This window comes from Streptomyces sp. NPDC050418 (genome assembly GCF_044458745.1).
Taxonomy (GTDB): Bacteria; Actinomycetota; Actinomycetes; order Streptomycetales; family Streptomycetaceae; genus Streptomyces.
In genome coordinates this window covers 216834-243504 of record NZ_JBITIG010000012.1, presented here as the reverse complement: position 1 = coordinate 243504, position 26671 = coordinate 216834, and the positions used below count along the sequence as shown (strand labels likewise).

Here is a 26671-nt window from a genome sequence, read left to right as displayed (position 1 = left end):
CCCCTGCCTCACCCCCGCCGCGCGAACTCCGCCGCGATGCCCGCCCGGTCCGTGGCGCCCGCGAGGAGCAGGCGGAGCAGGATGCGGGCCTTGTACGGGTCGAGCAGGCCGCCGTTGACCAGGCCGCGGCCCAGGAGGTCGGACTCCGAGCCGGGTGAGCCGTAGGTCGAGGTGAGAACGGAGCCGGCGCCCGTGCGCGAGGTGAGGACCACGGGGATACGGGTGGCCAACTCACCCAGGACCGGGGCGAGTCGGGCCGCCACGTGGCCGACGCCGTACGCCGCCACGACGAGACCCTGGTGGGTGTCGGCCAGGCCCGGCAGCAGCACCCCGTCGTCGTCCAGGGTGACCGTGTGCAGCGCGACGCGGGCCTCCGTCTCGACCGCCGGCAGCGCGGGGTGGCGGACCGGGCGGGTGAGGAGGCGCGGGCGGCCCTCGATGACGTGGCCGAGCGGCCCGGTGTTCGGGGAGGCGAAGGTGGCCGTGCTGGTGGCGTGGGTCTTGCGGGCCCAACGCGGCGCGTGGATCTCGTCGTTGAACACGAGCAGCGCGCCCAGCTCCCGCGCCTCGGGCGCCGCCGCGACCCGTACCGCCGCGAGGAGGTTGGCCGGTCCGTCGGCGCCCGCGAGCGTGGGGTTGCGCATCGCGCCGGTGAGGACCAGCGGTTCGGGGTGCGGCCAGATCAGGTCGAGCAGATACGCGGTCTCCTCCAGGGTGTCCGTGCCCTGGGTGATCACCACGCCACGCGCCCCGGCCTTCACCGCCTGTGCGGCCTCCTCGGCGACGGCGAAGAGCTGGGCGAAGGAGAGGTTGGAGCTGGGGACGGCGTGCGCGTCGCGGACGTCGAGCGCGAAGTCCGACAAGGCCGGTACGGCCGCGGTCAGTTCGGCGCCGGACAGGCGCGGGACGACGCCGTCCACGGGACGGCCCGACATGGCGATGGTGCCGCCGAGTGTGAGGAGCGTGATGTCCCCGCCGTGCGCTTCGGACTCCGGGCCGCCGCTCATTTCAGGCGCTCCTCCAGCTCGGCGAGGTCGGCGACGAACCACGTCTGCGTGCCCCGGTTGCATTCCCGTACGAAATCGCGGAGTGCCTCGCTCGCCTCCACGGCCGCGGTGATGTCGCCGACGACCGCGAGCTTCACCCCGTACTGCACGAACTTCTGGATGACAGCGCCCGCGAGCCGCGTCCGCAGCACGAGGAAGTCGGGTGCGAACCGCTCGACGGGGACGGCGGCCCAGACCGCGCCGCGGTAGCCGGCGTCACCGATGAGGTCGAGGGCGTCCTGTTCGCGGCCGACGGGGTCACCGTCGGCCGCGTAGACCATCACCGGCACGTCTTGGATCAGCTGTACGTCGCTCATGGGGTCGAGGCTAACGGCAGTGGGCCGACCGCAGTCGGCTAGCCGCCGGTCGTCACCGTCCGCTCCTCGGAGAACGCCCCCCAGTTCCCGTCGGGCAGCTTCGCCCGCAGCTTCACGCGGTACGTCTGCCCCTCCTCGCGCGAGATGAAGAAGCTGTGCTTCGCTCGGCCCGCGGGGGCCGAGCCGCCCCACTGGAGGGTGGTCGCCTGGCGGCCGTTGAGATGGATCTCGTACTCGGCGACGTCGCCGCCCGTCCTCGGCTGGTCCCAGGACAGATCCAGGTAGTACGCGCCGTCCGTCTCGTGCGTCGTCACCTTGAAGCCGCCGGGCGCGGTGTCCTCGTCGCCGCCCGCGCCCGGTGCGGTGGTCAGCTTCACCCGGCCGCTGTCCGGGGACGCGTTGTCGGCCGCGTCGCGCGCGCGGACCGTGAAGGTGTAGTCGGTGCCGGGGCGAAGTCCCGTGACCAGGGCGGTCGTCGTCCCGCCGTCCACGCTGTGGATCCGCGATCCGGCCTGGTAGATGTCGTACGAGGTGACGGCCTCGTTGTCGCGCGCGGCACGCCACGACAGGGTGGCCGCGCGCCCGCCGGAGGGCTTGACCGTGAGCTTGCCGGGTGCGGTGGGCGGCTCGGCATCCTTAGGCGCGGGCGCCCGCATGGTGACGGAGACCTCGGGGCTACGGTGCGAGGAGTTCCCTGCCGCGTCCAGGGCGCGGACGCTGAAGACGTACTTCTTCCTGGGCGTCAGACCGGTGAGGTCGACCATGTACGTGGTGCCCGGCAGCTTCCTGACCAGCTTGCCGCCGCGGTAGAGCTCGTAGCCGGTGACCTCGGTGTCGTCGGTCGACTTGTTCCACATGACATGCACCGAAGTGGCGCTGCCCGCGTGGACGGTGAGACCGCGGGGCGCGGTGGGCGGACGGTCGTCGACCGCCTCGGCGTCACCCCCGCAGCCGGTGAGCAGGAGCAGGGCGGCGGCGGTCAGCGCAAGTGGGGGGATGCGGCGCACGGGGGTGCCTTCCGGTCTGCGGCGGGAGGTGGCGTACGGATTCGCTGGGGCGGAACTCGCGGGAGTGGACGCGTGATTGGTCTGGACAACAGGGCCGACTCCGTTGTGACACATGAGACGGGTGCACTTCAAGAGGCCGCCGCGGACAACTGCCGGGCGGGCCGAAGGAGTTCGGCCCGCCCGGCAGTCCGCGCACCCGGTCTCCCGGGGTGGAGCGGTGGTTCAGCGGGTGTAGCGCATCAGCGCACGCACCATGTGGCACGTGGTCTCCGACGGCGGGTGGATGCCGACGAGATCCGCCGTGCTGCGGATGCGGTGGTTGTTGGCCTGCTCGGGCCGGTACACACCCGAGTCGAGCAGGGCTATGGCGAGGCGCATGGCCTTGAGCCGGCGGTTGTGCGAGATGTACCACTCACGGGGCCGGCCCGCGGGCAGCGCCTTCCTGGCGAACGGAACGTAGGGAACATCGATCGGCAGCGTCGTCTGAGCCTTGAGCGCGGCAGGGACCATAAGCAACCTCCTGGGGTGGTCGGGGAGTCATGAGGCGTCCGCCGGAACCCGGCGCACACCTCACGGCCCAATCTCGAACACTGCTTCTATTCTACTGCCCGGCACTGACAAAAGCCCCTGGCCACGCGGGCTTTGGGGCGGTGCGCGCGAGGGTGCGCAGTACGCTCTCGTGCATGGAGATCTGGATCAATCCCGCCTGTTCCAAGTGCCGCAGCGCCCTCTCGCTGCTCGACGCGGAAGGGGCCGAGTACACCGTGCGGCGCTATCTGGAGGACGTGCCCGGCGAGGCCGAGATCGAGGACGTCCTGACGCGGCTCGGGCTCGAACCCTGGGACATCACGCGTACGCAGGAGCCCGTCGCCAAGGAACTGAACCTCAAGGACCGCGAAGCCTGGCCACGGGACGCGAGCGGGCGGGCGCGCTGGATCAAGGCGCTGTCCGAGCACCCGAAGCTGATCCAGCGGCCGATCATCACGGCGGAGGACGGCAGCGCGGTGGTGGCGCGCTCGGAGGAGGCGGTGCGGGACGCGATGGGGCGGGGCTGAGAAGACTCACCGGCTCTGTGACGGATGGTGCCACAGGGGCCGTTGAGCGGAAACGGGCATCCGTTCGTACGTAGGGGCACGCGGGCCCGGGATACCGTCCCGGGCCGACGACAGGAGGAACCCGTGCCCCACACCGCTCACCTCCCCGGAACCGCACCCGAACCCGACTCCGGTCCCACCCCGCCGTCCGGCCGTCGCCGGCGCACGACGGGGCGGGCGAAGAAGATCGCCCTGTTCGTCGGCGCGCTCGCGCTGGGCGGCAGCGCCGCGGCGGTCTTCGCCTCGACCGGGCAGGCCGCGCCGGGCGCCGCCGGTGACCCCGGGGTCTGCCAGGGACTGGCGACCGCGCTCGCCAACAACGAGCGGTTCATCGCCGGGCAGCGGGCCGAGCCCGACGCCCAGTCCGAGGCGCGGATCGCCAACCGGGAAGCGGTGATCGAGGAGATACGGCGCAAGCAGGCGGCGTCGGGGTGCGGGGAGGCCGAGCTACCCGAGGAGCCGCCCGCGGGTGCGGCGCCCACGGAGGAGCCGCCCGCCGGACAGCAACCGCCGGCCGAGGAGCCGCCGGGCGAGGAGCCGCCGGGCGCCGAGCCTCCCGCCGCCGGAGGCGAGGTGGTCTGCGCGGGATCCACGGTCACCCTGTCCGGGGAGGCCGGTGCGCCCGCCGCGTCCAGCGGACAGTTCCCCGTCGGTACGGTCCTCAAGGTCACCAACCTGGACAACGCCAAGTCGACGACGGTCGAGGTCACTTCGGCCTCCGGCAGTTGCGCGCTGCTCAACAACGCGGCCTTCGAGCAGGTCCGCGAGCCGGGCAAGTTCCTGATCCGCAACGCCCGGATCGAACGCGTCGGCTGAGGCCACCTCGGCCCACTCCCCGCCACAGAGGGTCTGGTCCTTTCGGCCAGGGCCCTCACCAGGGCAAATGGTCCCTGAGCAGGAGCCGGACGCCCCCTCCGGATCCGTACCGTTGGCCGCTCCCCCTCCGACCGGGGCGCGGGGACGGTACGGACCGGAGGGAGCGGCCGATGCGGAACTGGATGTTCGGCGGTGTCTACGGCACCGTCCTCGCGAGCGCGCTGCTCGCGGCCCTGCAGAGCGGCGGCGGCCCGTACACGCCGTACTCCGACGCCGCCTGGGTCCTGGTGACCGCGGGCACCGCGGCCCTGGCGCACGGCTACGCGCACCATATGTCCACGCACTCGGTGGGCTCCGGCAGCCACCGTTGGCGGCAGCTCGCGCGGACGCTCGCCGGTGAGTGGCCCGTCGTGACGGCGAGTCTGCCGACCGTGGGGCTGCTCGTCGCGGCGGGTGCGGCGGACTGGCCGGAGGACGATGTGACCGCCCTCGGTCTGGCGCTCAACGCCGCGCTGCTGTTCGGATGGGGTACGTTCGCGGCCAGGCGCGTGGGCTACCGCAGACGGTCCGCACTGGCGATCGGCGGCGCGGACGCGACGCTCGGGGTGCTGATCGCGGCCGCCAACGCGCTGATCAAATAAGGGAGTCCGGGCCGATGATCCCGGGTCCCGTTCCGTACCAGGCGACTTCAGGAGTCCCCCGCGTGATCGGCACACTGCAGTGCACCGTCCTCGACTGCTCCGAGCCCGCGGAGCTCGCCCGTTTCTACGCGGCGCTGCTCGGCGGGGAGATCGACCGGCCCGACCGGCGCTGGGCCACGGACGAGGGCTGGTCGACGCTGCATGTGCCGGACGGGTCCGTGCTGTGCTTCCAGCGGATCCCCGACTACCGTCCGCCGCGCTGGCCGGACCCCGCGCACCCGCCGCAGCTCCACCTCGACATCGGCGTACCGGATCTCGACGCGGCCGAGTCCGTGCTGCTCGCCGCGGGCGGGCGGCTGCTGAGCGGCGGGGACGGTACGCAGCCGTGGCGGGTGTACGCGGATCCGGCGGGGCACGTGCTGTGCCTGGTCCGGGAGGCTCCCGCGACCTGACGGCGTGTGCGGCAGGTCACATCGCGTGCCGTGTCACAGCCCGGCGCTCTGTGTCGTCCCGAGGGTGTACCCACCGGAAACCCCGGAGGGCACACCCACCGGAACACGGCACAAGGAGCCCGCCATGGAACCCCGTCTCAACCTCTTCCAGAACGCGGTCATCGGCCAGAGCGTCAAGCACCTGATCGCCACCAACAAGGTGATCACCGAGTCTGGCCTGTCGCCCGTGACCCGCGAGCTGGCCGTGCTGCGCGCCAGCCAGATCAACGGCTGCTCGGGCTGCATCGACATGCACACCAAGGACGCCGTGGCGGCCGGGGAGAGCCACGTCCGGCTTCATCTGGTCGCGGCCTGGCGCGAGGCCACGGTGTTCACCGACGCCGAGCGCGCGGCCCTGGAGCTCTCCGAGGAGATGACCCGGATCGCGGACGCGGCGACCGGGGTCCGTGACGAGGTCTGGCAGAACGCGGCCAAGCACTTCGACGAGGACCAGCTCGGTGCCCTGGTGATGAGCATCGCGCTGATCAACGCCTTCAACCGGATGAACGTCGCGACCCGCCAGCCCGCGGGGAACTACCAGCCGGGGCAGTACGCCCACTGACCCGTCCACTGCCCCGTCCACCGACCCGGAGGGTCACCGGGCGAGGGCGGCCTCCGCCTGCGCCAGGATCTCGGTGACCCGCAGCCCGAGCCGTACGTCGCACGGGTGGGCGCCCCCGCCGCGTACGCCGTCGAGCAGCGCGTCGATCGCCGTGCCGTACGAGGCGAGCGCGCCGTCGCCCCAGACCTCGGGCAGCTGCACGACGCCCTCGGCACCGCGGAACTCGGCACTCACCCCGCTCGCCCGGTCGGGCGCGGTGAGGCTGAGGACGGTGCTGCTGGAGGCGCCCGAGGCGTGCCGGAGCAGGACGTGGACCGTGTCCAACCGGCCGCGCAGTGCCGTCACTTCGGTGACGTCGCCGAGCACGGGCAGGAGCACGGAGAGCGCGTGCGGGCCGACGTCCCACAGGGCGCCGCGCTCATGGCGCCACGGCGACTCGGCGTACGGGTTCTTCGTGTCGGGCGCGTAAATGGAGCCGACCCAGTCGACGCGGGCGCTGTGCCAGCCGTCGACGCGGGACTGCTCGTCGATCCAGGGCGCGGCCGCCGCGGAGAACCGGAGCGTGAAGAAGACCACCGAGGCCACGTCCGCGGCGGCCTCGGCCAGTTCGCGGGCGCCTTCGACGGTGGTCGCGACGGGCTTGTCGAGCAGAAGGTGGCGGCCCGCGCGGGCGGCGCGCACGGCGAGCGGCGCCTGGACGTCGGGCGGCAGGGCGATGGCGACGGCGTCCACGTCGGCGATCAGCGCGTCCACGTCGTCGTACGCCTGCGTGGACAGTTCCTTCGCGAGCGCGGCGGCCGCCTCGGGGCGCCGGCCCCAGACGCCGGCGAGGGTGATGCCGGGGTGGGCGGCGAGTGCGGGTCCGTGCACGCGGGCCGCCCAGGATCCGGTGCCGAGGAGGCCTACGCGCAGGGGTGCGGTGGTGGAGGTCATGGCAGACCATCATGCGGCACGGGCCGCGGCCGGGATCCGCCGCGTCTCGTATACGGATCCGTCACCGGGCCCGGCGCACGACTTCATGGAGTCCTCGGGGCCGGTGCGCAAGGCGCGTAACACGGGGTTCACAGACGGGCAACGGTCGGGAAATCGCCGATTGCCAAGCTGCGGAGCACGACGCGGGGCCAGAGTCGCTCCCCCGCCCCACCCGCATGCCTGCCCGTAAAGGATGGCGCCCGTGACCTTCAAGGCTGAGTACATCTGGATCGACGGCACCGCGCCGACGGCGAAGCTGCGCTCGAAGACGAAGATACTGACCGCTCCCGTCTCAGGCGTCGCGGACCTGCCGATCTGGGGCTTCGACGGCTCCAGCACCAACCAGGCCGAGGGCCACGCGTCCGACTGTGTGCTCAAGCCGGTCTACTCCTGCCCGGACCCGATCCGCGGCGGCGACGACATCCTGGTGCTGTGCGAGGTCCTCAACACGGACATGACGCCGCACGTCTCCAACACGCGTGCGCAGCTCACCGAGGTCGCGGAGAAGTTCGCCGGGCAGGAGCCGATCTTCGGCATCGAGCAGGAGTACACGTTCTTCGAGGGCGACCGTCCGCTCGGCTTCCCGGCCGGCGGCTTCCCGGCCCCGCAGGGCGGCTACTACTGCGGTGTCGGCGCGGACGAGATCCACGGCCGTGACATCGTCGAGGCGCACCTGGAGAACTGCCTGACGGCCGGTCTCGGTATCTCCGGCATCAACGCCGAGGTCATGCCCGGCCAGTGGGAGTTCCAGGTCGGCCCGCTCGCCCCGCTCGAGGTCTCGGACCAGCTGTGGGTGGCCCGCTGGCTGCTGTACCGCACCGCCGAGGACTTCAACGTCTCCGCGACCCTCGACCCCAAGCCGGTCAAGGGCGACTGGAACGGTGCCGGTGCGCACACCAACTTCTCCACGAAGGCGATGCGCGAGGGGTACGACGCGATCATCACCGCGTGCGAGTCGCTCGGCGAGGGCTCCAAGCCGATGGACCACGTCAAGCACTACGGCGCGGGCATCGACGACCGGCTGACCGGTCTGCACGAGACCGCCCCGTGGAACGAGTACTCGTACGGCGTCTCGAACCGTGGCGCCTCGGTGCGTATCCCGTGGCAGGTCGAGCAGGACGGCAAGGGGTACATCGAGGACCGCCGTCCGAACGCCAACGTCGACCCGTACGTGGTGACGCGGCTGATCGTGGACACCTGCTGCTCGGGTCTGGAGAAGGCCGGCCAGGTCTGATCCCGCCGGACTCTCCGAGGGGCGCCCGCTGTTCGCGGTGGGCGCCCCTCGGCATGTGCGGGCGCCGTCCCTGCGTATCGGGATGCCGGTGCGGCGTGCGAGGCTGACCGCATGCTCGACATCAAGGTGAACACCGAGAACGTGCAGGAGTTCGTGCGGATCTCAGCCGCCGACCTGACCGCGCTGGTCGCGCGGATCGGGGGCCCGGGCGACGAGTTCCTCGTGTGCCGCCGCATCCCGGACCTGCCGGATGAGTTCATCCAGACCGCCCGCACGCGCGGCGAGGGCTTCGCCCTGGAGTACTGCGACGGGAGCACGCTCCACCACACGGATCTCGGCGACGACGAGTCGGACCGGGTGGCGGCGGCGATCGTGGCCTGGGCGCGGCACGAGGAGGGATGGGAGGCCGGCTTCTCCTGGGAGCCGACGCAGCTGCCCGCGTCGGACGAGGTGCCGCAACTGCCGCAGGCCGTACGGGAAGAGGTCGAGGAGTACGTACGGGGACTGCTCGCGCAGGGCTATATCGGGCGCCGCGAGCTCGCCGAGGCCGCGGAGGAGTGGCTGGTCGACGGGAACGAGCGGCCGGTGTCGCCGGCGCAGGCCCGCCTCCTCGTGGACCGGCTGTGGGTGGAGCGCGTGCGGGAGCAGGACGCGTGGGAGGGGGTCACGGACCCCGAGCGGATCGCGGCGGCCTTCACGGCGCTCGACGCCGGCGGGATCACCGCACGCGAGCACTTCACGTGCTGCCGCACCTGCGGGCTCGCCGAGATCCGGGGTGCGGGCGAGGAGGACGCGCGGGGGTTCGTCTTCTTCCACTTCCAGGGCACAGAGGCCGCGGCGGAGCACGGGGATCTGGCGCTCTATTACGGGGGCTTCAAATGCACGCCCGAGTACACGGCAAAGATCGGGCACGAAGTGGTGGCCGCGCTCCAGGAGGCCGGCCTGAGCACGCAGTGGAGCGGCTCCCCCGACGAGGCGATCTGCGTCCAGGATCTGGACTGGCGCCGGCGCCTGGTGGGCTGAACCGGCCGCGAAGGGCTGTTGATCAGGCCAATTGAGGCGGGTCGGCCGTATCAAGGGACGGGAGGGGCCTGCGTCCGGGAGCAGAGGTCTGCTTGAATGGACGTATGGCCGACTACCAGAACTCCGCGAAGGGTCGTTTCGACCTCGAGCCGTTCTGGCCTTCCCGCCAGCATGACGACTTCGACCGTGAGTGTCGCCGCGTGAGGAACGCACCGGCCCTCTAAAGCCGTTCACCGCCCGTCGTGGTCCGGTGCGGCCTTCGGCCGGTGCGAGTGCGTACGTCCTGACACGTCCACTTCGCGTCGAAAGAGCTGACCTCTCATGGCGAACACCCGGATCTCCGCCGCCGTCACGGCCCCTGCCCCCGTCGCCCCTGCGCTCCCTGCCGCAGCCCGCCACCGATTGCGCGCCGTCCACCAGGACGAGGTGGCGGACCTCGTACCGTCGATCGACGTCGCCGACTACCTTCCGCCGGGCGCCACCTGGCTGCCCGCACCCCAGCACACCCTGCCCTCGCTGCCGGGGCGGCCGCCGATGGTCGGATACCTGGTGCTCGTACCGGCCGAGGCGCAGGGCGCGCAGGCGCCGCCGCAGCCGGCGGAGCGCATCCGGATCGACCAGGTGGAGCGGACCGCCGAGGTCGACGGGCGGATGCTGGAACTGACCTACCTGGAGTTCGAACTGCTCGCCCACCTCGTGGCGCACCCGCAGCGGGTCCACACCCGCGACACGCTGGTGCAGACCGTGTGGGGGTACGGGCATGTGGGCGACGGGCGGACCGTGGACGTCCATGTGGCCCGGCTGCGCCGCAAGCTGGGCGCCGAGTACCGCGGGGCGATCCAGACGGTCCGGCGCGTGGGGTACAAGTACACGCCGCCCCAGGCCGGTTGAGGCGGGCAGGGCCGCCTGCCCGATGGCAGGCGGCCCTCCTCGTCCGGGCTATGCGGCCGTACGGGACCGCGCCCGGCCCACCGCGCCCGCGACCGCGTCGGTCACCAGGAACGCGAGCAGGCTCAGGCCGAAGAGCGGCACGTACCAGCCGATGACCGCCGTCACCGCGAGCAGCGGCAGCAGGACGGGCAGCGGCACCTTGCGCCAGGCACCGCGCGGCATCGGGCGGCCCATGCGCAGACCGCCGGACTTCGTCGGACGGCGCAGCCACCACATGCGGTAGCCCCAGACGATCAGGAGCAGGGTGCCCAGCATGAGGCCCGCGAGCAGCAGTTGGTTGGTCAGGCCGAAGAGCACGCCCATGTGCAGGTTGATGCCGAGCGTGGTGAGTTTCGCCAGGAGCGGGTAGTCGGCGAAGCGGACCGTGTCGAGGACCTTGCCGTCCGCCGGGTCGATGGCCACCGAGTCCAGGTGGTAGGGCCAGGCGGTGTCGTTCTGCTTGACGACGTAGCCCTGGCCGTCGGTCGGGACCGTCACCGTGGTGCGGCCGTCGATGCCCTCGCCGCGGGCGATCTCCAGGACGCGGTCGAGACCGATGTCCGCGCCCTGGTGCCCGGCCTTCCCGCCGCCTCCGTGATCGCCGTGGCCGGTGGCGGCGCCTTCGCCCGGGGTGGTCGCGGCGTCGACAGCCGGGGTCGCCCCGCCGAGGCGGTCCTGCAGTTCGCCGATGCTCACGCCCGCGTACTTCGACCAGGTCAGGCCGGTGGCGGAGAGGAAGAGCAGCCCGAGCGCGGCCCACAGGCCGACCGTGCCGTGCCACGACAGGGTGCGGGCGCGGCCCTTCTTCTGGCCGCGGGCCGGTGCGAGGAGGTCGCGGCGGCGGGCCCGGCGGCGGCCGAACCAGAGCAGCAGTCCGCCGAGGACGACCACCCAGAGCCAGCTCGCGGCGAGTTCGCTGTAGTGGCGGCCGGGTTCGCCCAGCTGCAGATGGCGGTGCAGCTCGGAGGTCCAGGCGCGGACGGGGAGGGCGCCGGAGCTGCCGTAGGAGGGGAGTTCGCCGCGGATCTCACCGTTGTACGGGTTCACGAACACGGCGAGCGTCTTGCCCTCGGGCACTTCGGGGCTGTCGAAGAGCACCCGGGTCGTCTCACCGGCCTTCGACGACGGCCACACCGCGGTGACCGTGCCCTCGGGGTGGGCCTGACGGGCGGCGTCGACCTGGCGGGTGAGCGGGATCGTCGAGTCGCCGGCCGGGACCTCCAGTTCATGGCTGTAGACGATCTTCTCGGCCTGGAAGGAGAGCGCGTAGAGAAGACCGCTGGCCGCGGCGACGAAGAGGAAGGGGGCGATGAGGATGCCCGCGTAGAAGTGGAGACGCAGCAGGAGGGGGCGCAGGGCGGTCCAGGCGCCCGGCTTGGTTGCGGGGTCGCCGGAGGGGTCCTCGGCGGGGGACGGGGAAGGTCCGGAGAGTTCCGAAGGGTCCGGTTGATCCGGCTTCGGGCGGTCGTCAATGGCCATGGTGGTCCTCAGGGTTCGCGTGGGCGCGCCACGGCACGGCGGGCGTGCGGGGGCGGGCGACGGCAGGGGTGACTCACCCACCGCCGGAGCGGATCCGCTGGAGGAGCGTCAGACGGCGGTGGGTGCTTGATGCGGTGTGCGCACCCACACGGGAGGCCCGCGCCGGATCACGGCATGGGCGAGTACGGCGTTACGGAGACGGGTCCGGGTCCGCCGGGGGCGGGGCCGGCGCGGGGGCCGCGGGGCGGCGGGGAGCCGTACGAAGGAGAGGGCGAGGCGGAGCGGCGTGAAAGCGAACGCGCCCAGGACCTCGGCGAGTTGGAAGAACGCGGCCTCTCCGCGGGCCAGCCACAGGGCGCACAGCACGGCCGCGACCAGGTGCGCGGCGAGCATGCCGAAGGAGCCGTGGGTGAGGGTGTCGAGGAGGGTGGGCTCGGCGGCCATGCCCGGCATGCCGGGCCGGCGCAGGTGCTCGGCGTGCGGGCCGCCGTTCCCCGAGGCGTGGGCGCCGGTCAGGGTGAACGTGGTGTGCAGCACCGTCTGGACGACGACCATGGCGGCCGCGGTGGAGGGGGTGCCGCGGCGGCGGCCGGCCAGGCACCAGGTGGCGGCCGCGAGCACGGCGAACGCCACCAGAAGGGACGGAAGCGGAAGTTCATCCTCGGACATGGAGGAATGCCCCACACCGGCCACGGCGACGGCGACTGCCGCGAAGAGAGCGGCTCGCAGGGTGCGCAACGGGGCACCTGGGGGGCGGGTCATCGTGCGCCATGGTGCCAGGTGGGGGCTTGTGGGCCAAGGGTGCCCCTTGTGGTGGGGCGCCCGTGAGAGCCGTACGGTCCGAAGGCGGCGCGCGAAATGATCTGCCCTCGGCAGAAGCCCATTCCCACGCCCCCGGCGCCGGGGCACGATCCCCCCATGAAACTTCTCCTTCTCGGTGGTACCGAATTCGCAGGCCGTGCCGTGGCCGAGCGGGCCGTGGCCCGCGGGTGGGACGTCACCGTGTTCCATCGGGGGAACCACTCCGTGCCGGACGGCGTGACCTCGCTCCACGGCGACCGGACCGCCGAGGGCGGGCTCGGGGCGCTGGCCGACGGCGAGTGGGACGCCGTCGTGGACACCTGGTCGAAGGCGCCGTACGCGGTGCGGGACAGCGCGCGGCTGCTCAAGGGGCGCGTCGGGCGCTATGTGTATGTGTCGACGTGCTCCGTGTACACATGGGCGCCGCCCGCGGGGTACGACGAGAGCGCGCCGGTGGTGGACGGGGACCCGGACTCGGCCTCGTCCGACGACTACGCGCAGGCCAAGCGTGGCGCCGAGCTCGCCCTTGAGCGGGAGTTCGGGGCCGAGGGATCGCTGCACGTACGGGCCGGGCTGCTGCTCGGGCCGCACGAGAACGTGGGCCGGCTGCCCTGGTGGCTGGGGCGGATCGCGCGCGGCGGGCCGGTGCTCGCGCCCGGGCCACGGGAGATGCCGCTGCAGTACGTGGACGTGCGGGACATGGCCGAGTGGATCCTCGACGCGATCGAGGGCGGGCTGAGCGGCCCGTACAACATGATGAGCCCGTCGGGGCACTCGACGATGGGGGGACTCCTCGAAGCGCTCGTCGACGTCATCGGCTCGGACGCCGAGCTGCGCTGGACCGAGCCGCAGGTGATCCTCGACGCCGGGATCGAGCCGTGGACCGAGCTGCCGGTGTGGGTGCCGCCGGGCACCGACATGCACGACGCCCTGCACGGCGCGGACGTCGGGCGCGCCGTGGCGACCGGGCTGCGCTGCCGTCCCGTACGCGAGACGGTGGCCGACACCTGGGCGTGGCTGCAGGCCATCGGCGGGGAGGCGCCGCAGCGTCCCGACCGGCCGCGGAAGGGCGTCGATCCGGAGGTCGAGGCGAAGGTCCTGGGGCTGTAGGACGACGACCCCGGGCCGGGGGTGGTGCTGGCACCACCCCAGGCCCGGGGGTCCGGCCCCGTGACCTTGCGCGCCGCCCCCGCCACACTGGTCCCCGGAGTACGGAACACAGGACGGGAGCGGCGGACATGGACCGGACGAAGGCACGCGGGGCGCTGGTCGCCGCGGCACGCGGGCTGGCCCTTGCCCTGCTCGCGCTGATCGGGTCGATCACGCTGTTCGTCCTGTCGGTGGTGTCGATCGCGCTGATCCCGATCGGGATCGGCGTGTTCACCACGCCTTTCGTCCTGGGTTTCGTACGGGCCCACGCCCAGCAGCGCCGGCAGCTCGCCGGTGCGTGGGCGGGCCTCACGATCGCCTCGCCGTACCGGCCGTTCCCCGCCGACCTGCGGCGCGGTGTCGTCGGGCAGGTCGAGCGCTGCAGTCTGCTCCTGAAGGACCCGGCGACCTGGCGTGATCTGCGCTGGCTCGTGACGGACATGACCGCGGGCGCCGTGACGGCGGTGCTCGCGCCCGGGCTGCTGGCCGAAGGGGTCTTCGGGATCCTCATCTTCGCGGGCCTGTGGACCGTGCTCGGGGACTGGTGGTACGCGTTCATCCCGGTGTCCGGCTGGGGCTCGGCCTTCCTCGCCTCGCTGCTCGGCTGTGTCTGGATCACGGTCGGTCTGCTGTACAACCGGTATCTCGTCCAGGCCCACTTCAAGATCGCCGAGGCCTCCCTCGCCCCGGCCCGCGAGGCCGCGCTCGGCGCGCGGATCGACCAGCTCACCGAGTCACGGCATGCCGCGGTGGACGCGTCGGCGGCCGAACTGCGCCGGATCGAACGGGATCTGCACGACGGGGCGCAGGCCCGCCTCGTCGCCATGGGCATGGACCTCGGCACGATCGAGGCGCTCATCGAGAAGGACCCCGCCAAGGCCAGGACGCTGCTCGCGCAGGCCCGGCAGAACTCCGCGGACGCCCTGACCGAGCTGCGCGACCTGGTCCGCGGCATCCACCCCCCGGTGCTCGCCGAGCGCGGCCTCGGGGACGCGGTCAAGGCGCTCGCGCTGCGGCTCCCCCTGCCCACCGACGTGGATGTCGCGCTGGGCGGGCGGTTCGCCGAACCCGTGGAGTCCGCGGCGTACTTCGCGGTGAGCGAGCTGCTCACCAACGCGGTCAAGCACTCCGCGGCCGAACGGATCTGGGTCGACGTGCACCACGCGGACGGCATGCTGCGGATCGCCGTCACCGACAACGGGCGCGGGGGCGCGTCCGTCGGGGCGGGCAGCGGGCTGAGCGGTGTGGAGCAGCGGATCGGTACATTCGACGGTGTCCTGGCCGTCAGCTCTCCCGCGGGCGGTCCCACCATGGTGACCATGGAGATCCCTTGCGCGTACTCCTAGCCGAAGACCTGTTCCTGCTGCGTGACGGCCTGGTGCGGATGCTGGAGGCGTACGACTTCGAGGTGATCGCGGCCGTCGAGTCGGGGCCCGAACTCACCAAGGCCTTCGCGGAGTTGACGCCCGACGTGGCGATCTGCGACGTCCGCCTCCCGCCCTCGCACACCGACGAGGGGCTGCAGTGCGCGCTCGCGGCGCGGCGGGCGCGGCCCGGGCTTCCGGTCCTGATCCTGTCGCAGCACGTGGAGCAGCTGTACGCGCGCGAGCTGCTCGCGGACGGCACCGGCGGGGTGGGCTATCTGCTCAAGGACCGGGTCTTCGACGCGGAGCAGTTCATCGACGCCGTCCGCCGGGTCGCGGAGGGCGGTACCGCGATGGATCCGCAGGTGATCCAGCAGCTCCTCTCACGCCGGCAGTCGGACCGGCCGCTCGGCGGGCTCACGCCGCGCGAGCTGGAGGTCCTCGAGCTGATGGCGCAGGGCCGGTCGAACGCGGCCATCGCGGGGCAGCTCGTCGTCACCGAGCGGGCCATCGCCAAGCACACCTCCAACATCTTCGCCAAGCTGGACCTGCCGGTGTCGGACGACGACAACCGGCGGGTGCTCGCGGTGCTCGCGTATCTGAATCAGGAGCGGTAACGCTGCGCAGGGCGGGGCGCGTTGGGCGGGTTGGACGCCTTGGGCCGGAATTGAGTACGGAGAAAAACACAAACTTCCGGGACGGCTGAAACGACCGGAGATCGTCCGCGTACGAAGCCCCATGGGACGCACTTCACGCAAACGATCGAAACGGGCCCGCCGGGCGGTCGCCGCCTCGGCGGCATTGATCCTGGGGGCCGGCGGCCTGACGATGGCGAATTTCTACGCCTCGGCGGGCGAAGGGCACGGTGAGCCGCCACCGGTTTCCCAGGACGCGAGTTCCGGGCCCCGGATGTCGACCATCGACTGCCCCGATGTCACCGGGCAGCTACAGGACGTACCCGAGGCGGCGCGGCCCGCGGTCGACCGTGAACTGGCCGCCCTGGACTCCCAGATCACCCAGGCGTACGAGAAGTTCGCGCAGGGTCAGCAGGATGTCCTCGGGCCGCTGGAGGAACAGCGGCGCGGCACGCTCGGCGCGATCTCGCAGGCGATACGGGACGCGGGCGGGCAGCCGCCCGAGGGACTCGACTCCAACGCGCCGTGCACGTTGCGGGCCGACGACTCGCAGCCCGGGGACGGCACGGGCCAGGACGGCGGGCAGAGCCAGGAGCCCCAGGACCCGGGGCAGAGCGAGGATCCCGGTCAGGGCGAGGGCGGCGAGGCGCCGGACAACGGCGGGCAGGCCGGCAACGGTCCCGCGGCGGACGACTTCGTGCCGATCGAGGACGTCGAACCGAATGTGGCCAAGGTCCGCAAGCAGCGCGGTGCGTCCCGCGGAACGTTCGAGACCCGCTGCGGAACGAACGAGAACGGGAAATTCAACCCGGACAACGTGATTGCCGCTCCAGGTGTGAGCAATGGCGCCCACCATATGCACGATTACATCGGAAACCAGGCGACGGATGCCTTCGCCAGCGATGACGACCTTGCCAACGGAGAGACGAGCTGCCGTAATCAGCGCGACAAATCCACGTACTACTGGCCGGTCCTCAGGGTGCAGAACGGACAGGACGAGAACGACGCCGGAGCCGACGGCGGCGGCAACGACAAGAATGTCGGCGAAATCCAGACGCCCGACCAGGTCACCCTGAAATTCGTGGGCAGTCCCACCGGCCGGGTCGTCGCGATGCCGCGCTTCCTGCGGATCATCACCGGTGACGCCAAGGCCTTCACCAACGGCAACGCGAACGCCAACGCGTCCTGGAGCTGCACCGGATTCGAGAACCGGCAGCTGAAGGACAAGTACCCGCTCTGCCCCGAGGGTTCGAAGGTCGTGCGCACCTTCAAGTTCCAGTCGTGCTGGGACGGCCAGAACACGGACAGCGCCAACCACCGCACGCATGTGGCCTTCGCCGACGCGAGCGGCCGCTGCCCGCAGGGCTTCCGGGCCATTCCGCAGCTGGTGCAGCGGATCGTCTACGACGTGGCGCCCGAGCCGAACTTCGCGGTGGACTCGTTCCCCGAGCAGCTGCACAAACCCGTCACCGACCACGGCGACTTCATCAACGTCTTCGCCGACCGTGAGATGCGGCGCCTGGTGAACTGCATCAACCGCGGTGACCGCTGCCGCTGACCCGGACCACCCCTCTCCCCCCACAGCCTTGGGCCCCGTCCCCCACCGGGGCCCAAGGCAACGGCCTGCGCGGCCGGTTCAGTGCTGATGGCCGGAGTCCGGCTCCGCGGAGCTCCCCTGCTCCCCGGAACCGCTCCCGCCGTCGTGACCGCCTTCGTGTCCGCCCTCCCCTTCACCACTACTCCCCGAGTGGTGTGCGGCGCGTTCCACGGTCCCGCCGAGCCGGCCGCGCAGAGACACGACCACCTTCTCCTCGCCGCTGGCGACCCACTTGCGGCCCACCAGATACGTACCGCCGTAGTCGTTCGCCTCGTTGATCCACTCGCGCTGGCCGCGGTCCGTCGCGAACGTGGTGAGGATGAAACGGCCCTCGCCGTTACGGCAGTTGGCCTGCCGCAGCTCGGCGGCGTCGGTCTGCACGTTGGGCTCGCAGTCCGCCTTGCCCGCGATCTCCTCAAGTGTGCCCGTGACGGTCTCGGGCACCGGCTTCCTCTCCTCGCCGCCGCAGCCCGTGACCAGGGCGAACACGACGGCGGCACAGGCCAGTTGCGCTATGTGGGGGCGTTTACGCATGGTCCCATCGTGCACCCGCGCCCCTTTCCGCACAGGCCATTCGTGGCATCCCTTTCGGCGAGCGGCCATACTGGCGCGCGGTGTCTCAGCGGATGCCTCAACGGGGGAACGGACGGACAGCGATATGGCGTACGGCGTGGACCTGCCGGGGCGGATCGGCCCCTACACCGTCGAGCGCGAACTGGGCGCGGGCGGCATGGGGACGGTGTACCGGGCGCGGTCGCGCGGCGGGCGGACCGTCGCGGTCAAGGTGGCACGGCCCGAGCTGGCCGGCGATCCGCACTTCCGTGCGCGGTTCCGCGCCGAGGTCGAGGCGGCGCGCAAGGTCGGCGGCTTCCACACGGCGCAGGTAGTCGACGCCGACCCCGAGGCGGACACGCCCTGGCTCGCGACGGCGTACGTGCCGGGGCCGACGCTCTCCGAACTGATCGGCACGCGGGGCGCGATGGACGAGGAGCGGCTGCGGGCGCTCGGGGCCGCGCTCGCGGAGGCGCTGCAGGCCATTCACGGCTGCGGCCTGGTCCACCGCGACCTCAAGCCGGGCAACATCATCATGGCCGAGGACGGACCGCGCGTCCTCGACTTCGGCATCGCCCGAGCGGTCGAGAACACCCGCCTGACCTCGACCGGAGCGGCCTTCGGCACGCCCGGTTTCCTCGCGCCCGAGCAGGCGCAGGGACTCGAAGTGGGGCCCGCCGCGGATGTGTTCGCGCTGGGGGCGGTGCTGGTGGCGGCGGCAGGGGGCAGCGCGTTCGGCGGGGGTACGCCGATGGGGCTGATGTACCGGTCGGTGCACGAGACGGCGGATCTGTCCGCCGTACCGCCCGGGGTGCGAGAGGTGGTCGCCGCGTGTCTGGCGAAGCCGCCGGGTGAGCGGCCCACACCGGAGCGGCTGCTGGATCTGTTCGCGCCGGTGACACCGCCGACCGCCTCGCCGCAGGTTCCCGCGCATCCGCCGACGGTGGCGGTGCGTCCCTCACGGACGGCGGACGCGGCGACCGCCGACGGGATCCACCACCTGGCCACGCGCGCGGCCTCTGCCTCTGCAGGAGGCACAGCGACGGGCACGGGTACGGCCACCGGTGCCGGCACGCCATCCTCACCCGCCCGTGCCACACCGGCCACACGAGCCACACCCGCCGCCCCCGGCGCCTCACGGACCCGGCGGAACGTCACCCTGGCGGTGGTGCTCGTGGCCTGCGCGCTTCTCGCCGGTTATCTGGCGCGCGGGCAGGGCGGGAGCGGCGGTGACGACGAGAACTTCCCGGAGGCCGCTTACAAGATCGAGCGGCCGGAGGAACTCCTCGACGGCGCCTACAAATTGGAGGGAGCGCCCTTCATGTCGGGGCCGACGAAGCTCGATGACACCGCGACGCGGCGAGACGGGTTCGAGATGTCCTCCGACTACAAGGGAACCAAGAAGTCCGGCTTCGACACTCTGAGGATCTCTGCCGAGTACGGACTGTTCACGGAGCCGGGCGCCAGGATGAAAGCCATGGCCGACGAACTGAGCGAGTCGGAGGACGTGACGGCGTCCGAGGAGCCCTGGGAGAAGATCACCGTCCCCGGGTCGAAGGCACAGATCAGTTGCCGGGGGAGCGTGTGCGCCTGGGCCGACGCCAACACCATTGCCATCCTCGAGTTCGGGGGGTACGACGCGACGAAGCTGGCAGCACAGGAGACCGCCGGGATCCGCGACGAGATCCGCCGTCCGATCACCACGTCGGGTTCCTGAGCCGTTTGTCGGGCACCCGGGCCGCATTCGAGTGACCATCCCACGACTCACTCGTTCTGCTGAACGTGAGTTCTCCGGATGTCGTCACCCGTCGCCCCGCCAAGGACCCCGCCCCGGCCGTCCCCTCCGTCGATGTCGAGCAGGCCGAGGCGGCCATCGTCGAGCACTACCCGCGGCTCGTCCGGATCGGGTATCTCGTGCTGCCGCCGTCGCTCGGCCGCAACCGCCGTGTCCTGACCGCGCATTCGCTGGCCCAGCGGGCCCTCCCCCGGGGCCGCACCCCGGGGGACGCGCCCGTGTTTCCGCAGCAGCGCGCGGGCGGGCGGCAGGGGGATCCGGGGTACGCGTATGTGCGGCTGAAGGTGCTGCGCGGCGCGCTGGACGCGGGGCTGCCGCTGCGGCGCCGGGGGTGGCCGCGGCGGGCGCAGTTCCCGCCGCTGCTGCCGCAGGTGTGGGGGCTGCGGCTGTTCCCGCGGTCCGGGGGCGCCGATGAACTCGCCCTGGACCAGCGGCTCTCCGCACTGTCCGGGCCCGCGCGCGCCGCCTACGTACTGCGCGGGCTGGAAGGCCTCGCGGACGCGGAGGTGCGCAAGACCCTCGGCGCGGCCGGGGTGGACGATCCGCATGCCGCGCTCGCCGAGGCGGACGGGGTCGAGGCGATGTACGCGCTGCTCGACTCCCCGGAGTTCGACCCGTGTTCGCTGCAGGCCCGGCCCACCGATCTGATGCGCCGCCGCCAGCACACGAAGGCCGCCTTCGTCGCCACGGCCGCGCTGCTCGTGTGCGGTGCGCTGCTCGGGCTGCCCGGTGACGGCTGGGGTCCGGACGGGGCCGCGGCGCCCGCGTACGCGAAGAATCCGGCGGGCGAGGCCGCCCTGGATCCGGGGCAGTTGACGCGCGCGGACGCGAAGGCGTGGGAGCGCGCTGCCCGTACGGACTTCTCGGTGTGGCCCGCGCGCGGCTCGCTCACCGGCGACCAGGAGCTCCTGCGCCGCGCGCTCGCCGTGTGGGCGCGGCCCGGCGGCAGCGTGCAGGTCTCGGCGACCCCGGGGACACCGGCGGGCGCACCGCCCGGCCCGGCGCAGCTGCTCTTCGCGGGCGAGGTCGACCAGGCGCGGGTGGTGATGCTGTACGACGGGCTGCGGATCGCGCGCTATGCCGAGCCCAGGGAGGGCACGAGCGGCGCGGCGCTCGACTTCGCGCGGGTGGACGGCGCGGGGGCGCCCACCGCGAGCGCGCTGGTCGTGGGGCGCACGGACGGCAATGTCCGGTATCTGATGGCGCCTTGGGTGCGGGGCGTCTCGGTCCGCGACCTGACCGACCCGTCCGCGCAGCCACGCAGGCTGGAGCGCGACAAGGACGGGGTGACCGATCCGGTCGCGAGCCCGGCACAGGCCCGTACCTGCACGTCGTGGAACGCACTGGAGCTCAGCGACCGCTCCACCGCCCGCTCCACCACCCGCACCGTCACGGACCTCGGTGAGCTCACCCCGGCGCATCTCACCTCGGGCCGGCCCGAGGCGCCGCGCGAGGTCGCGGGCGCCGCGGCCCGCGAGAGCTGGGCGCGCACCGCGTGTCTGCTGCCCGCCGTGCGCTCGCACGGGGTGCGCTCGGTCAACTCGTGGGCGTACGCGGCCCAGGCGCTGCCCGAGGACAACGGCACCGCGACCTGGGTGTGCACCCGCGCCGAGACATGGCGCGGCGGCGGCAGCCGGACGCTCGCGCAGTTCCAGGCGCCGGGCAAGCCGACCGGGGCCATCGCGGCCAAGGCCGAGGACTCACCGGCCTGCGGGCCGCGCGATCCGAAGGTGCTCGCCGGGGTGATGTGGAAGTCGCGGGCGGGCAGCTGGTATCTGCTCGCGGGCGGCAGCCGTCAGGTCGCCTCGATCACCACCTCGGGCGGCGTCACTGCCTCCGCGCGGGGCAACACCCTGTCCACGCGTGCCGAGGACGGCGCCCGCGCTGAGCTCAACGGGCGGCTCGAGAACGGGGATCGGGTGCGGACGCTGCGCTGAGCGGGGCAGGTGGGAGAGGGGGCGTGGCGCCGGGGCAAAATCTCGTCCGTGAGGGGTGTGCAGACTTCTTACTCCCCAGTACATTGACGCCATGTCTAATACGCAGTCCAGGGTTCTCCCGCAGCCCGTTGCGTCGGAGCACACCGCCCTCAAGGCACGCAAGGTCTCCTTCGCCTGGGAGGAGACGCCGCTGCACTGGATACCCGGAGACCCGTTCACCACGCACACGATCAACGTGCTGCATCTGCTGCTGCCCGCGGGCGAGCGCTGGTTCGTGCACGTCTACAAGCAGATCCTGCCGTACATCAAGGACGAGCAGCTGCGCCGCGACGTGATCGGGTTCATCGGGCAGGAGGCAATGCACGCCCAGGCCCACGACGAGGTGCTGCCGCACCTCAAGGAGCAGGGGCTCGACCCGGCGCCGTATCTCGCGCAGGTCGACTGGCTCTTCGAGAAGCTGCTCGGGGACAAGACGCTGCCGCCGGGCAAGGCCCGCAAGTGGTGGCTGATGGAGCGGGTCGCGATCATCGCGGCGATCGAGCACTACACCGCGTTCCTCGGCAACTGGGTGCTCAACGCGGACGGTCTGGACCGCGAGGGCGCCGACCCCACGATGCTGGACCTGCTGCGCTGGCACGGCGCCGAGGAGGTCGAGCACCGGTCGGTGGCCTTCGATCTCTTCATGCACGTGGACGGCGGCTACGCGCGCCGGGTGCGGACCTGGGGCACGGCCTTCACCGCGCTGGTCTTCCTGTGGCAGCGCGGGGCGCGTTTCTTCATGGAGAACGACCCGACGCTCGTCGACGGGCGGGCCTCCTGGCGGGAGTTCCACTCGAAGGGCCGCGCGGGAGTGCTGCCGACGACCGGTGCGATGGTGCGGTCCATCCCGCGCTATCTCGGCCGCGCCTACCACCCCTCGCAGGAGGGCTCCACCGCCCAGGCCGTCGCCTACCTCGCCTCCTCCCCCGCGGCGCTGGCCGCCGAGGCGCGCGAGCACGGCACCCCGCTCGGGAAGGACGCCGTCTGACATGCCCCGTCTGCGTACCGTCGCCGCCGTGGCCGGCGTCGCCCTGCTGACCCGGCGCGCGCTGCGCCGCCGGATCGAGCGCTCGCCGCTGTGGCCGCTGCCCGCCCTGCCGGTGCCGACCTCGGGCCGCCCGCGCGGGCGCGCCCTGACGCTGACCGTCGGACGGCGCGAGGAGCCGGCCGAGGGCGTCGTCCAACTGCATCTGTACGGCGAGGACTTGCCGCCGTGGGAGCCGGGCGCGCATCTGGAGCTGACGCTGCCGTCCGGTCTGGTGCGGCAGTACTCGCTGTGCGGGGATCCGGCGGACCGGGCCGTGTACTCGGTCGCCACCCGGCTCGTCGAGGACGGCCGGGGCGGTTCGCGCGAGGTGCACGAGGCGCTGCGGGAGGGCACGCAGCTGACGGTGCGCGGCCCGCGGAACCGTTTCGCGCTCGCCTCCTCGCACGCGTACGTCTTCGTCGCGGGCGGGATCGGGATCACGCCGATCCTGCCGATGCTGCACGCCGCTGAGGCCTCCGGGGCGGACTGGCGGGTGCTGTACTGCGGGCGCAGCCGCGCTTCGATGCCGTTCCTCGACGAGGTCGAGAAGCTCGCGGGTCCCGCGCGGCTGACCGTCGTGGCCGAGGACGAGTCCGGACTGCCGGATCTGCGGGCGCTGTTCGTCGACGTACCGCAGGCCGCGGCCGTCTACACCTGCGGTCCCGAGCCGCTGATGGACGCGGTGGCCGAGGTGCTGCCCGCCGGGTGCACGCTGCATCTGGAGCGGTTCGCCGCGGCGGCGGTCGCGGCGCAGGGCAACGAAGCCTTCGAGGTCGAGCTGCGCCGCTCGGGCCGCACGGTGGAGGTCGCCGCCGACGAGACGGTTCTCGCTGCGGTACGGCGCGAGCTGCCGGACACGGCGTACTCCTGCGAGCAGGGTTTCTGCGGTACGTGCCAACAGCGGGTCCTCGCGGGCGAGATCGAGCACCGCGACGAACTCCTCACCGACGACGAGCGCGACGCCTCGATGCTGATCTGCGTGTCCCGTGCGCGCGGTGGGCGTCTGGTGCTGGACGTCTAGACAGTGGGGCGGCGCACGTGCGGCAGGTGCCTCGCCCGGGCTGCCGGGCCCGGCGCCGTGCCCGATAGAGTGTTCGCATGACGACCGGGGTGCGGCGCAGGATGGCTGTCGAGGAGCGGCGGCAGCAACTCATCGGCGTGGCCCTGGAGCTGTTCAGCCACCGCTCCCCCGACGAGGTCTCCATCGACGAGATAGCGGCGGCCGCGGGGATCTCCCGGCCGCTCGTCTATCACTACTTCCCCGGCAAGCACAGCCTGTACGAGGCGGCGCTCAAGCGGGCCGCCGAGGATCTCGCGGGCCGGTTCGTGGAGCCGGCCGAAGGGCCGCTCGGGGCGCGGCTGCTGCGCGTGATGGGGCGCTTCTTCGACTTCGTGGACGAGCACGGACCGGGCTTCTCGGCGCTGATGCGCGGCGGGCCCGCGGTGTCCGGGACGCTCGGCGGCGAGGCGTCCTCGGCCGTCGGAGCACTGATCGATTCGGTGCGCCAGGCCGCGTACGAGGAGATCGTGCGGCATCTGGGGATCACCGCGCCGCCCGCGCGGCTCGAACTCGTCATCCGTTCCTGGGTGTCGCTCGCCGAGGCCACGGCGCTGATCTGGCTGGACGGCCGGCGCATCCCGCGCGCCGAGCTGGAGCTGCAGCTGGTGCACGACCTCGCGGCGCTCGCCGCGGTGAGCGCCGCGTACGACGCGGAGATGGCGGCCGTGCTGCGCCGGATGCTCGCCGACGAGCCGGCGGACGGGCCGTTCGGCGACCTCGTCACGCGGCTCGTGGCGCTGGCCCCGCGCTAGGGCCTGGGCCTGCCCTCCACGTCGGTCACGCCTTGGAGTACGACCCGTCCAAGTCCCGTACCTCCACGGACACATGCCCGGCCACCGGGGTGTTCTCCGCGTACTTGCCCGCGAGTGCGGCCGCCGCCTCGGCCAGGCGCTTCTTCGTCTCCTCGGTGCGTCCGGCGAGCAGGGCGATCTCGATGTGCAGGACGCCGGGGGCGCCCTCGTCGCCGATCACGTTCTCCTCGGTCGTACGGAAGCGGGTCTTGCAGGCGGCCAGGCGGGCGTCCGCGAGCTCGACGACGAGCGGGTGCAGCGCGAGCGCGAAGCCGCGGCGGTCGAAGGAGCCGGTGAGGTCGGCGGGGTGGTCGACGGTGATCTGCGGCATAAGGCGCTCCGGGGTCGGGGTCGGGCCGGGTCGGCTCAGGTCACGTCGAGCGTACGGCGCGTACGGCCGGTGATCGACACGGGGCATGGACGGCCGGGGGGATGTCCGGCAGGGGCGCAGGGGCGGGCGCATGGACACGGCGGGGCCTGCGCATACTGAAGCGCATGATCACTCTCGATTTCCGCCGGGCCACCGACTCCCCCGCCGACCTCGCCACTCTGGTCGGCCTCTACGACGGAGCGGCACAGTGGATGCTGGACAGCGGCATCGACCAGTGGAAGCCGGGCGAGAAGAGCGAGGAGCACTTCCGGCTGCGGATCAAGGAGGGCGAGGTCTGGATCGCGTCCGCGCTCGGCGCTCCGGCCGGTGCGTACGAGCTGTGGTGGGACGACGAGCCGGCCTGGGGCGCGCAGCCGCCCGTCGCCGGGTACGTCCACCGTCTGATGACCCACCGCGAGGCTCCCGCCGGTACGGGCCGCGCGCTGCTCGCCGACGCCGAGCAGCGGATCACCACGGCGGGCCGCGCCCTGTGCCGCCTCGACTGCGTCTCGTCGAACCCGCGGCTGCGGACGTACTACGAGCGGGCCGGGTACGCGGTCGTGGGCGAGCAGCCGCTGAAGGTCGGGGCGGACGGCAGCAAGTACGGGGTGACGCTGCTGGAGAAGAACCTCGGCTGACCGCTGCGCCCCCTGCCCCTTAGCCGCCGGCCGTCCTCCGCCGGCTCACCGGTCCCCAGCCACCCGCTGCCGTTCGAGCAGCATCGGGAAGGTCCCCACCGCGTCCAGCGCCATGGACAACTCGGCGACGATCTTCGGGTCGTCGAGCGGTCCGCGCAGGAACTCCTCCAGGCGGTGCATGCGGTAGCGCACCGTGTTCTGGTGGCAGTAGAGCATCCGGCCCGCCTCGGCCGCCGAGCCGTGCGCCTCCAGCCAGGCGCGTGCCGTGGCGAGGAGCGTGGTGCGGTCCTCCTCGGGCAGCGAGAGGACTCCGCCGAGGATGCGCTGCACGGCGCGCTGAGTGGTCTCCAGGTTGGTCATCACCAGCTCGGTCAGCGGGGTGTCGTCGAGCTGGCGCACGGCCGGGGATCCGGACGGCAGGGACTCGGCGGCCACTTGGGCGTAGCGCAGGGCACGGCCGGTGCGGTCGAGCCGGTCGTAGCGCGGGCTGACGCCGACGCGGCTTGTCGCGCAGGCGCGTACGGCCTCGATGATCTGGTCCTCGGGCCGTCGCTTGGGGCAGGAGAGCACCCCGGTCTCGGAGCCGCGCTGGGCGCGCCAGGCCGAGGCGACGCCGAGGTCGCGCAGGCGCCGGTCGAGGCCGGGAAGCGGGGGTTCGTGGGAGGTCAGCCCTTCGGCGCTCACCACGAGGAACGAGCCCTGGAAGGGGAAGTCGAGCATGCGCGCGACCTCCCACACGGTGTCCGTGCCGGTCGAGGGCCCGTCGATCAGCTCGCCGACGAGCGCGGAGCGGCGCCGGTCCGTCTCGACCATCCGCTCGGCGCAGGTCTCGCGGTAGGCGTCGGTGAGCGCGGAGGAGTAGGCGTCCGCGAGCTCCCAGATGTGGGAGGCCTGTTCGAGCAGTGCGTCGGGCACGGGGCCGCCGACCTTCCGTGCCTCGGCGAGGAGCTGCTCCCAGATGCGCTGGAAGTTGACGCGGTAGGCGCGCAGCACCTCGGGCAGCGGCGCGTTCTGCTGGGCGCGCCGGCGTCCGGTCTCCTGGGGCGCGGAGAGGTCGAGGGTGGTGGCCTCGGGGCGGGTGAGGTAGGCGACGACGCTCTCGACGTTGCGCACCATGGACGCGTGCAGGTCCTCGGGGCCGACGACCGCCGACCGGTAGAACTCGATCTCCCGGTAGGTGAGTTCGGACATCTCCGCGGCGAGGGAGTCGACCCGGTCCAGGAGTATGCGCGCCAGGTCGGCCACCAGTACGCGGGGATTTGTCACAGACACGGGGAAGAGCTTAGGCCGGGTTTGAACGCTGT

General features: G+C 72.4%; 28 protein-coding genes. 18 read left to right on the top strand and 10 right to left on the bottom strand.

Annotation, left to right across the window (positions count from 1 at the left end; all coding sequences use genetic code 11):
* Positions 1–8: 8 nt before the first annotated feature.
* The 4 genes from ACIBI4_RS28140 to ACIBI4_RS28125 all read right to left on the bottom strand — a co-directional run bounded on the left by ACIBI4_RS28140 (position 9) and on the right by ACIBI4_RS28125 (position 2880).
* Positions 9–1007, bottom strand: a complete 999-nt coding sequence (locus ACIBI4_RS28140) for an asparaginase (RefSeq protein WP_399206886.1) — start codon at positions 1005–1007, stop codon at positions 9–11.
* Entirely contained in the window at positions 1004–1363 is a 360-nt protein-coding gene (locus ACIBI4_RS28135; RefSeq protein WP_399206885.1) for a DUF4180 domain-containing protein, read from the bottom strand. Before ACIBI4_RS28135 ends, ACIBI4_RS28140 begins: the two co-directional genes overlap by 4 nt.
* A 38-nt stretch (positions 1364–1401) precedes the next feature.
* Complete coding sequence (locus ACIBI4_RS28130; RefSeq protein ID WP_399206884.1) at positions 1402–2370, bottom strand: fibronectin type III domain-containing protein; 969 nt, start codon at positions 2368–2370, stop codon at positions 1402–1404.
* A 222-nt stretch (positions 2371–2592) separates the two neighbouring features.
* Positions 2593–2880, bottom strand: coding sequence for a hypothetical protein (locus ACIBI4_RS28125; protein WP_399206883.1), 288 nt, complete (start codon positions 2878–2880; stop codon positions 2593–2595).
* 173 nt (positions 2881–3053) lie between these two features.
* Between ACIBI4_RS28125 and ACIBI4_RS28120 the strand changes: the two genes are divergently transcribed.
* From ACIBI4_RS28120 to ACIBI4_RS28100, 5 genes are all read left to right on the top strand, one after another.
* Complete coding sequence (locus ACIBI4_RS28120) at positions 3054–3425, top strand: arsenate reductase family protein (RefSeq protein ID WP_399206882.1); 372 nt, start codon at positions 3054–3056, stop codon at positions 3423–3425.
* Between the two features lie 225 nt (positions 3426–3650).
* A complete protein-coding gene (locus ACIBI4_RS28115; RefSeq protein WP_399206932.1) occupies positions 3651–4280 on the top strand; it encodes a hypothetical protein in 630 nt (209 codons plus the stop codon).
* A 170-nt stretch (positions 4281–4450) separates the two neighbouring features.
* Complete coding sequence (locus tag ACIBI4_RS28110) at positions 4451–4921, top strand: hypothetical protein (RefSeq protein WP_399206881.1); 471 nt, start codon at positions 4451–4453, stop codon at positions 4919–4921.
* Positions 4922–4983: 62 nt separating this feature from the next.
* Positions 4984–5373, top strand: a complete 390-nt coding sequence (locus ACIBI4_RS28105; protein ID WP_399206880.1) for a VOC family protein — start codon at positions 4984–4986, stop codon at positions 5371–5373.
* 124 nt (positions 5374–5497) lie between these two features.
* Entirely contained in the window at positions 5498–5974 is a 477-nt protein-coding gene (locus tag ACIBI4_RS28100) for a carboxymuconolactone decarboxylase family protein (protein WP_399206879.1), read from the top strand.
* A 33-nt stretch (positions 5975–6007) separates the two neighbouring features.
* On the opposite strand, the gene ACIBI4_RS28095 is transcribed toward ACIBI4_RS28100, so the two are convergent.
* Positions 6008–6907 carry a Gfo/Idh/MocA family protein gene (locus ACIBI4_RS28095; protein WP_399206878.1) on the bottom strand — a complete coding sequence of 300 codons (900 nt, stop codon included), beginning with the start codon at positions 6905–6907 and terminating at the stop codon, positions 6008–6010.
* A 241-nt stretch (positions 6908–7148) separates the two neighbouring features.
* Here ACIBI4_RS28095 and glnII point away from each other — a divergent pair, with 241 nt between their 5' ends.
* The 3 genes from glnII (at position 7149) to ACIBI4_RS28080 (ending at position 10094) form a co-directional block, all read left to right on the top strand.
* A complete protein-coding gene (glnII, locus tag ACIBI4_RS28090; protein ID WP_399206877.1) occupies positions 7149–8180 on the top strand; it encodes a glutamine synthetase in 1032 nt (343 codons plus the stop codon).
* A gap of 111 nt (positions 8181–8291) precedes the next feature.
* Positions 8292–9203, top strand: a complete 912-nt coding sequence (locus ACIBI4_RS28085; protein WP_399206876.1) for a DUF6891 domain-containing protein — start codon at positions 8292–8294, stop codon at positions 9201–9203.
* A gap of 321 nt (positions 9204–9524) precedes the next feature.
* Complete coding sequence (locus ACIBI4_RS28080) at positions 9525–10094, top strand: winged helix-turn-helix domain-containing protein (protein WP_399206875.1); 570 nt, start codon at positions 9525–9527, stop codon at positions 10092–10094.
* A 48-nt stretch (positions 10095–10142) separates the two neighbouring features.
* Here ACIBI4_RS28080 and ACIBI4_RS28075 read toward each other — a convergent pair whose 3' ends face one another.
* Positions 10143–11612 (bottom strand): PepSY-associated TM helix domain-containing protein, encoded by a 1470-nt coding sequence (locus ACIBI4_RS28075; RefSeq protein WP_399206874.1) that lies wholly within the window; start codon positions 11610–11612, stop codon positions 10143–10145.
* Positions 11613–11720: 108 nt separating this feature from the next.
* The gene (locus tag ACIBI4_RS28070; RefSeq protein WP_399206873.1) at positions 11721–12374 is read right to left on the bottom strand and encodes a hypothetical protein; all 654 of its coding nucleotides are present in this window, start codon (positions 12372–12374) and stop codon (positions 11721–11723) included.
* Positions 12375–12530: 156 nt separating this feature from the next.
* Between ACIBI4_RS28070 and ACIBI4_RS28065 the strand changes: the two genes are divergently transcribed.
* From ACIBI4_RS28065 to ACIBI4_RS28050, 4 genes are all read left to right on the top strand, one after another.
* A complete protein-coding gene (locus tag ACIBI4_RS28065) occupies positions 12531–13523 on the top strand; it encodes an NAD-dependent epimerase/dehydratase family protein (protein WP_399206872.1) in 993 nt (330 codons plus the stop codon).
* 128 nt (positions 13524–13651) lie between these two features.
* Complete coding sequence (locus ACIBI4_RS28060) at positions 13652–14908, top strand: sensor histidine kinase (RefSeq protein ID WP_399206871.1); 1257 nt, start codon at positions 13652–13654, stop codon at positions 14906–14908.
* Complete coding sequence (locus tag ACIBI4_RS28055; RefSeq protein WP_399206870.1) at positions 14893–15543, top strand: response regulator; 651 nt, start codon at positions 14893–14895, stop codon at positions 15541–15543. The genes ACIBI4_RS28060 and ACIBI4_RS28055 overlap by 16 nt, the downstream gene beginning before the upstream one ends.
* Before the next feature lie 121 nt (positions 15544–15664).
* Positions 15665–17119, top strand: coding sequence for a DUF1996 domain-containing protein (locus tag ACIBI4_RS28050; RefSeq protein WP_399206869.1), 1455 nt, complete (start codon positions 15665–15667; stop codon positions 17117–17119).
* Positions 17120–17197: 78 nt separating this feature from the next.
* Here the strand turns inward: ACIBI4_RS28050 and ACIBI4_RS28045 are convergent, their stop codons facing one another.
* The gene (locus ACIBI4_RS28045; RefSeq protein ID WP_399206868.1) at positions 17198–17692 is read right to left on the bottom strand and encodes a hypothetical protein; all 495 of its coding nucleotides are present in this window, start codon (positions 17690–17692) and stop codon (positions 17198–17200) included.
* Between the two features lie 124 nt (positions 17693–17816).
* Here ACIBI4_RS28045 and ACIBI4_RS28040 point away from each other — a divergent pair, with 124 nt between their 5' ends.
* The 5 genes from ACIBI4_RS28040 to ACIBI4_RS28020 all read left to right on the top strand — a co-directional run bounded on the left by ACIBI4_RS28040 (position 17817) and on the right by ACIBI4_RS28020 (position 24320).
* A complete protein-coding gene (locus ACIBI4_RS28040) occupies positions 17817–19427 on the top strand; it encodes a serine/threonine-protein kinase (protein WP_399206867.1) in 1611 nt (536 codons plus the stop codon).
* A 65-nt stretch (positions 19428–19492) separates the two neighbouring features.
* Positions 19493–21442, top strand: coding sequence for a hypothetical protein (locus ACIBI4_RS28035; protein WP_399206865.1), 1950 nt, complete (start codon positions 19493–19495; stop codon positions 21440–21442).
* A 91-nt stretch (positions 21443–21533) separates the two neighbouring features.
* On the top strand, positions 21534–22469 hold the full coding sequence (locus ACIBI4_RS28030; RefSeq protein WP_399206864.1) for a metal-dependent hydrolase: 936 nt from the start codon (positions 21534–21536) through the stop codon (positions 22467–22469).
* Between the two features lies 1 nt (position 22470).
* Entirely contained in the window at positions 22471–23529 is a 1059-nt protein-coding gene (locus tag ACIBI4_RS28025) for a PDR/VanB family oxidoreductase (protein WP_399206863.1), read from the top strand.
* Positions 23530–23606: 77 nt separating this feature from the next.
* Positions 23607–24320 (top strand): TetR/AcrR family transcriptional regulator, encoded by a 714-nt coding sequence (locus tag ACIBI4_RS28020; RefSeq protein WP_399206862.1) that lies wholly within the window; start codon positions 23607–23609, stop codon positions 24318–24320.
* A gap of 25 nt (positions 24321–24345) precedes the next feature.
* Here the strand turns inward: ACIBI4_RS28020 and ACIBI4_RS28015 are convergent, their stop codons facing one another.
* Positions 24346–24690 carry a 5-carboxymethyl-2-hydroxymuconate Delta-isomerase gene (locus tag ACIBI4_RS28015; protein WP_399206861.1) on the bottom strand — a complete coding sequence of 115 codons (345 nt, stop codon included), beginning with the start codon at positions 24688–24690 and terminating at the stop codon, positions 24346–24348.
* Positions 24691–24854: 164 nt separating this feature from the next.
* Here ACIBI4_RS28015 and ACIBI4_RS28010 point away from each other — a divergent pair, with 164 nt between their 5' ends.
* On the top strand, positions 24855–25367 hold the full coding sequence (locus tag ACIBI4_RS28010; RefSeq protein ID WP_399206860.1) for a GNAT family N-acetyltransferase: 513 nt from the start codon (positions 24855–24857) through the stop codon (positions 25365–25367).
* 45 nt (positions 25368–25412) lie between these two features.
* On the opposite strand, the gene ACIBI4_RS28005 is transcribed toward ACIBI4_RS28010, so the two are convergent.
* Positions 25413–26639 carry a PucR family transcriptional regulator gene (locus ACIBI4_RS28005; protein WP_399206859.1) on the bottom strand — a complete coding sequence of 409 codons (1227 nt, stop codon included), beginning with the start codon at positions 26637–26639 and terminating at the stop codon, positions 25413–25415.
* Positions 26640–26671: the final 32 nt, after the last annotated feature.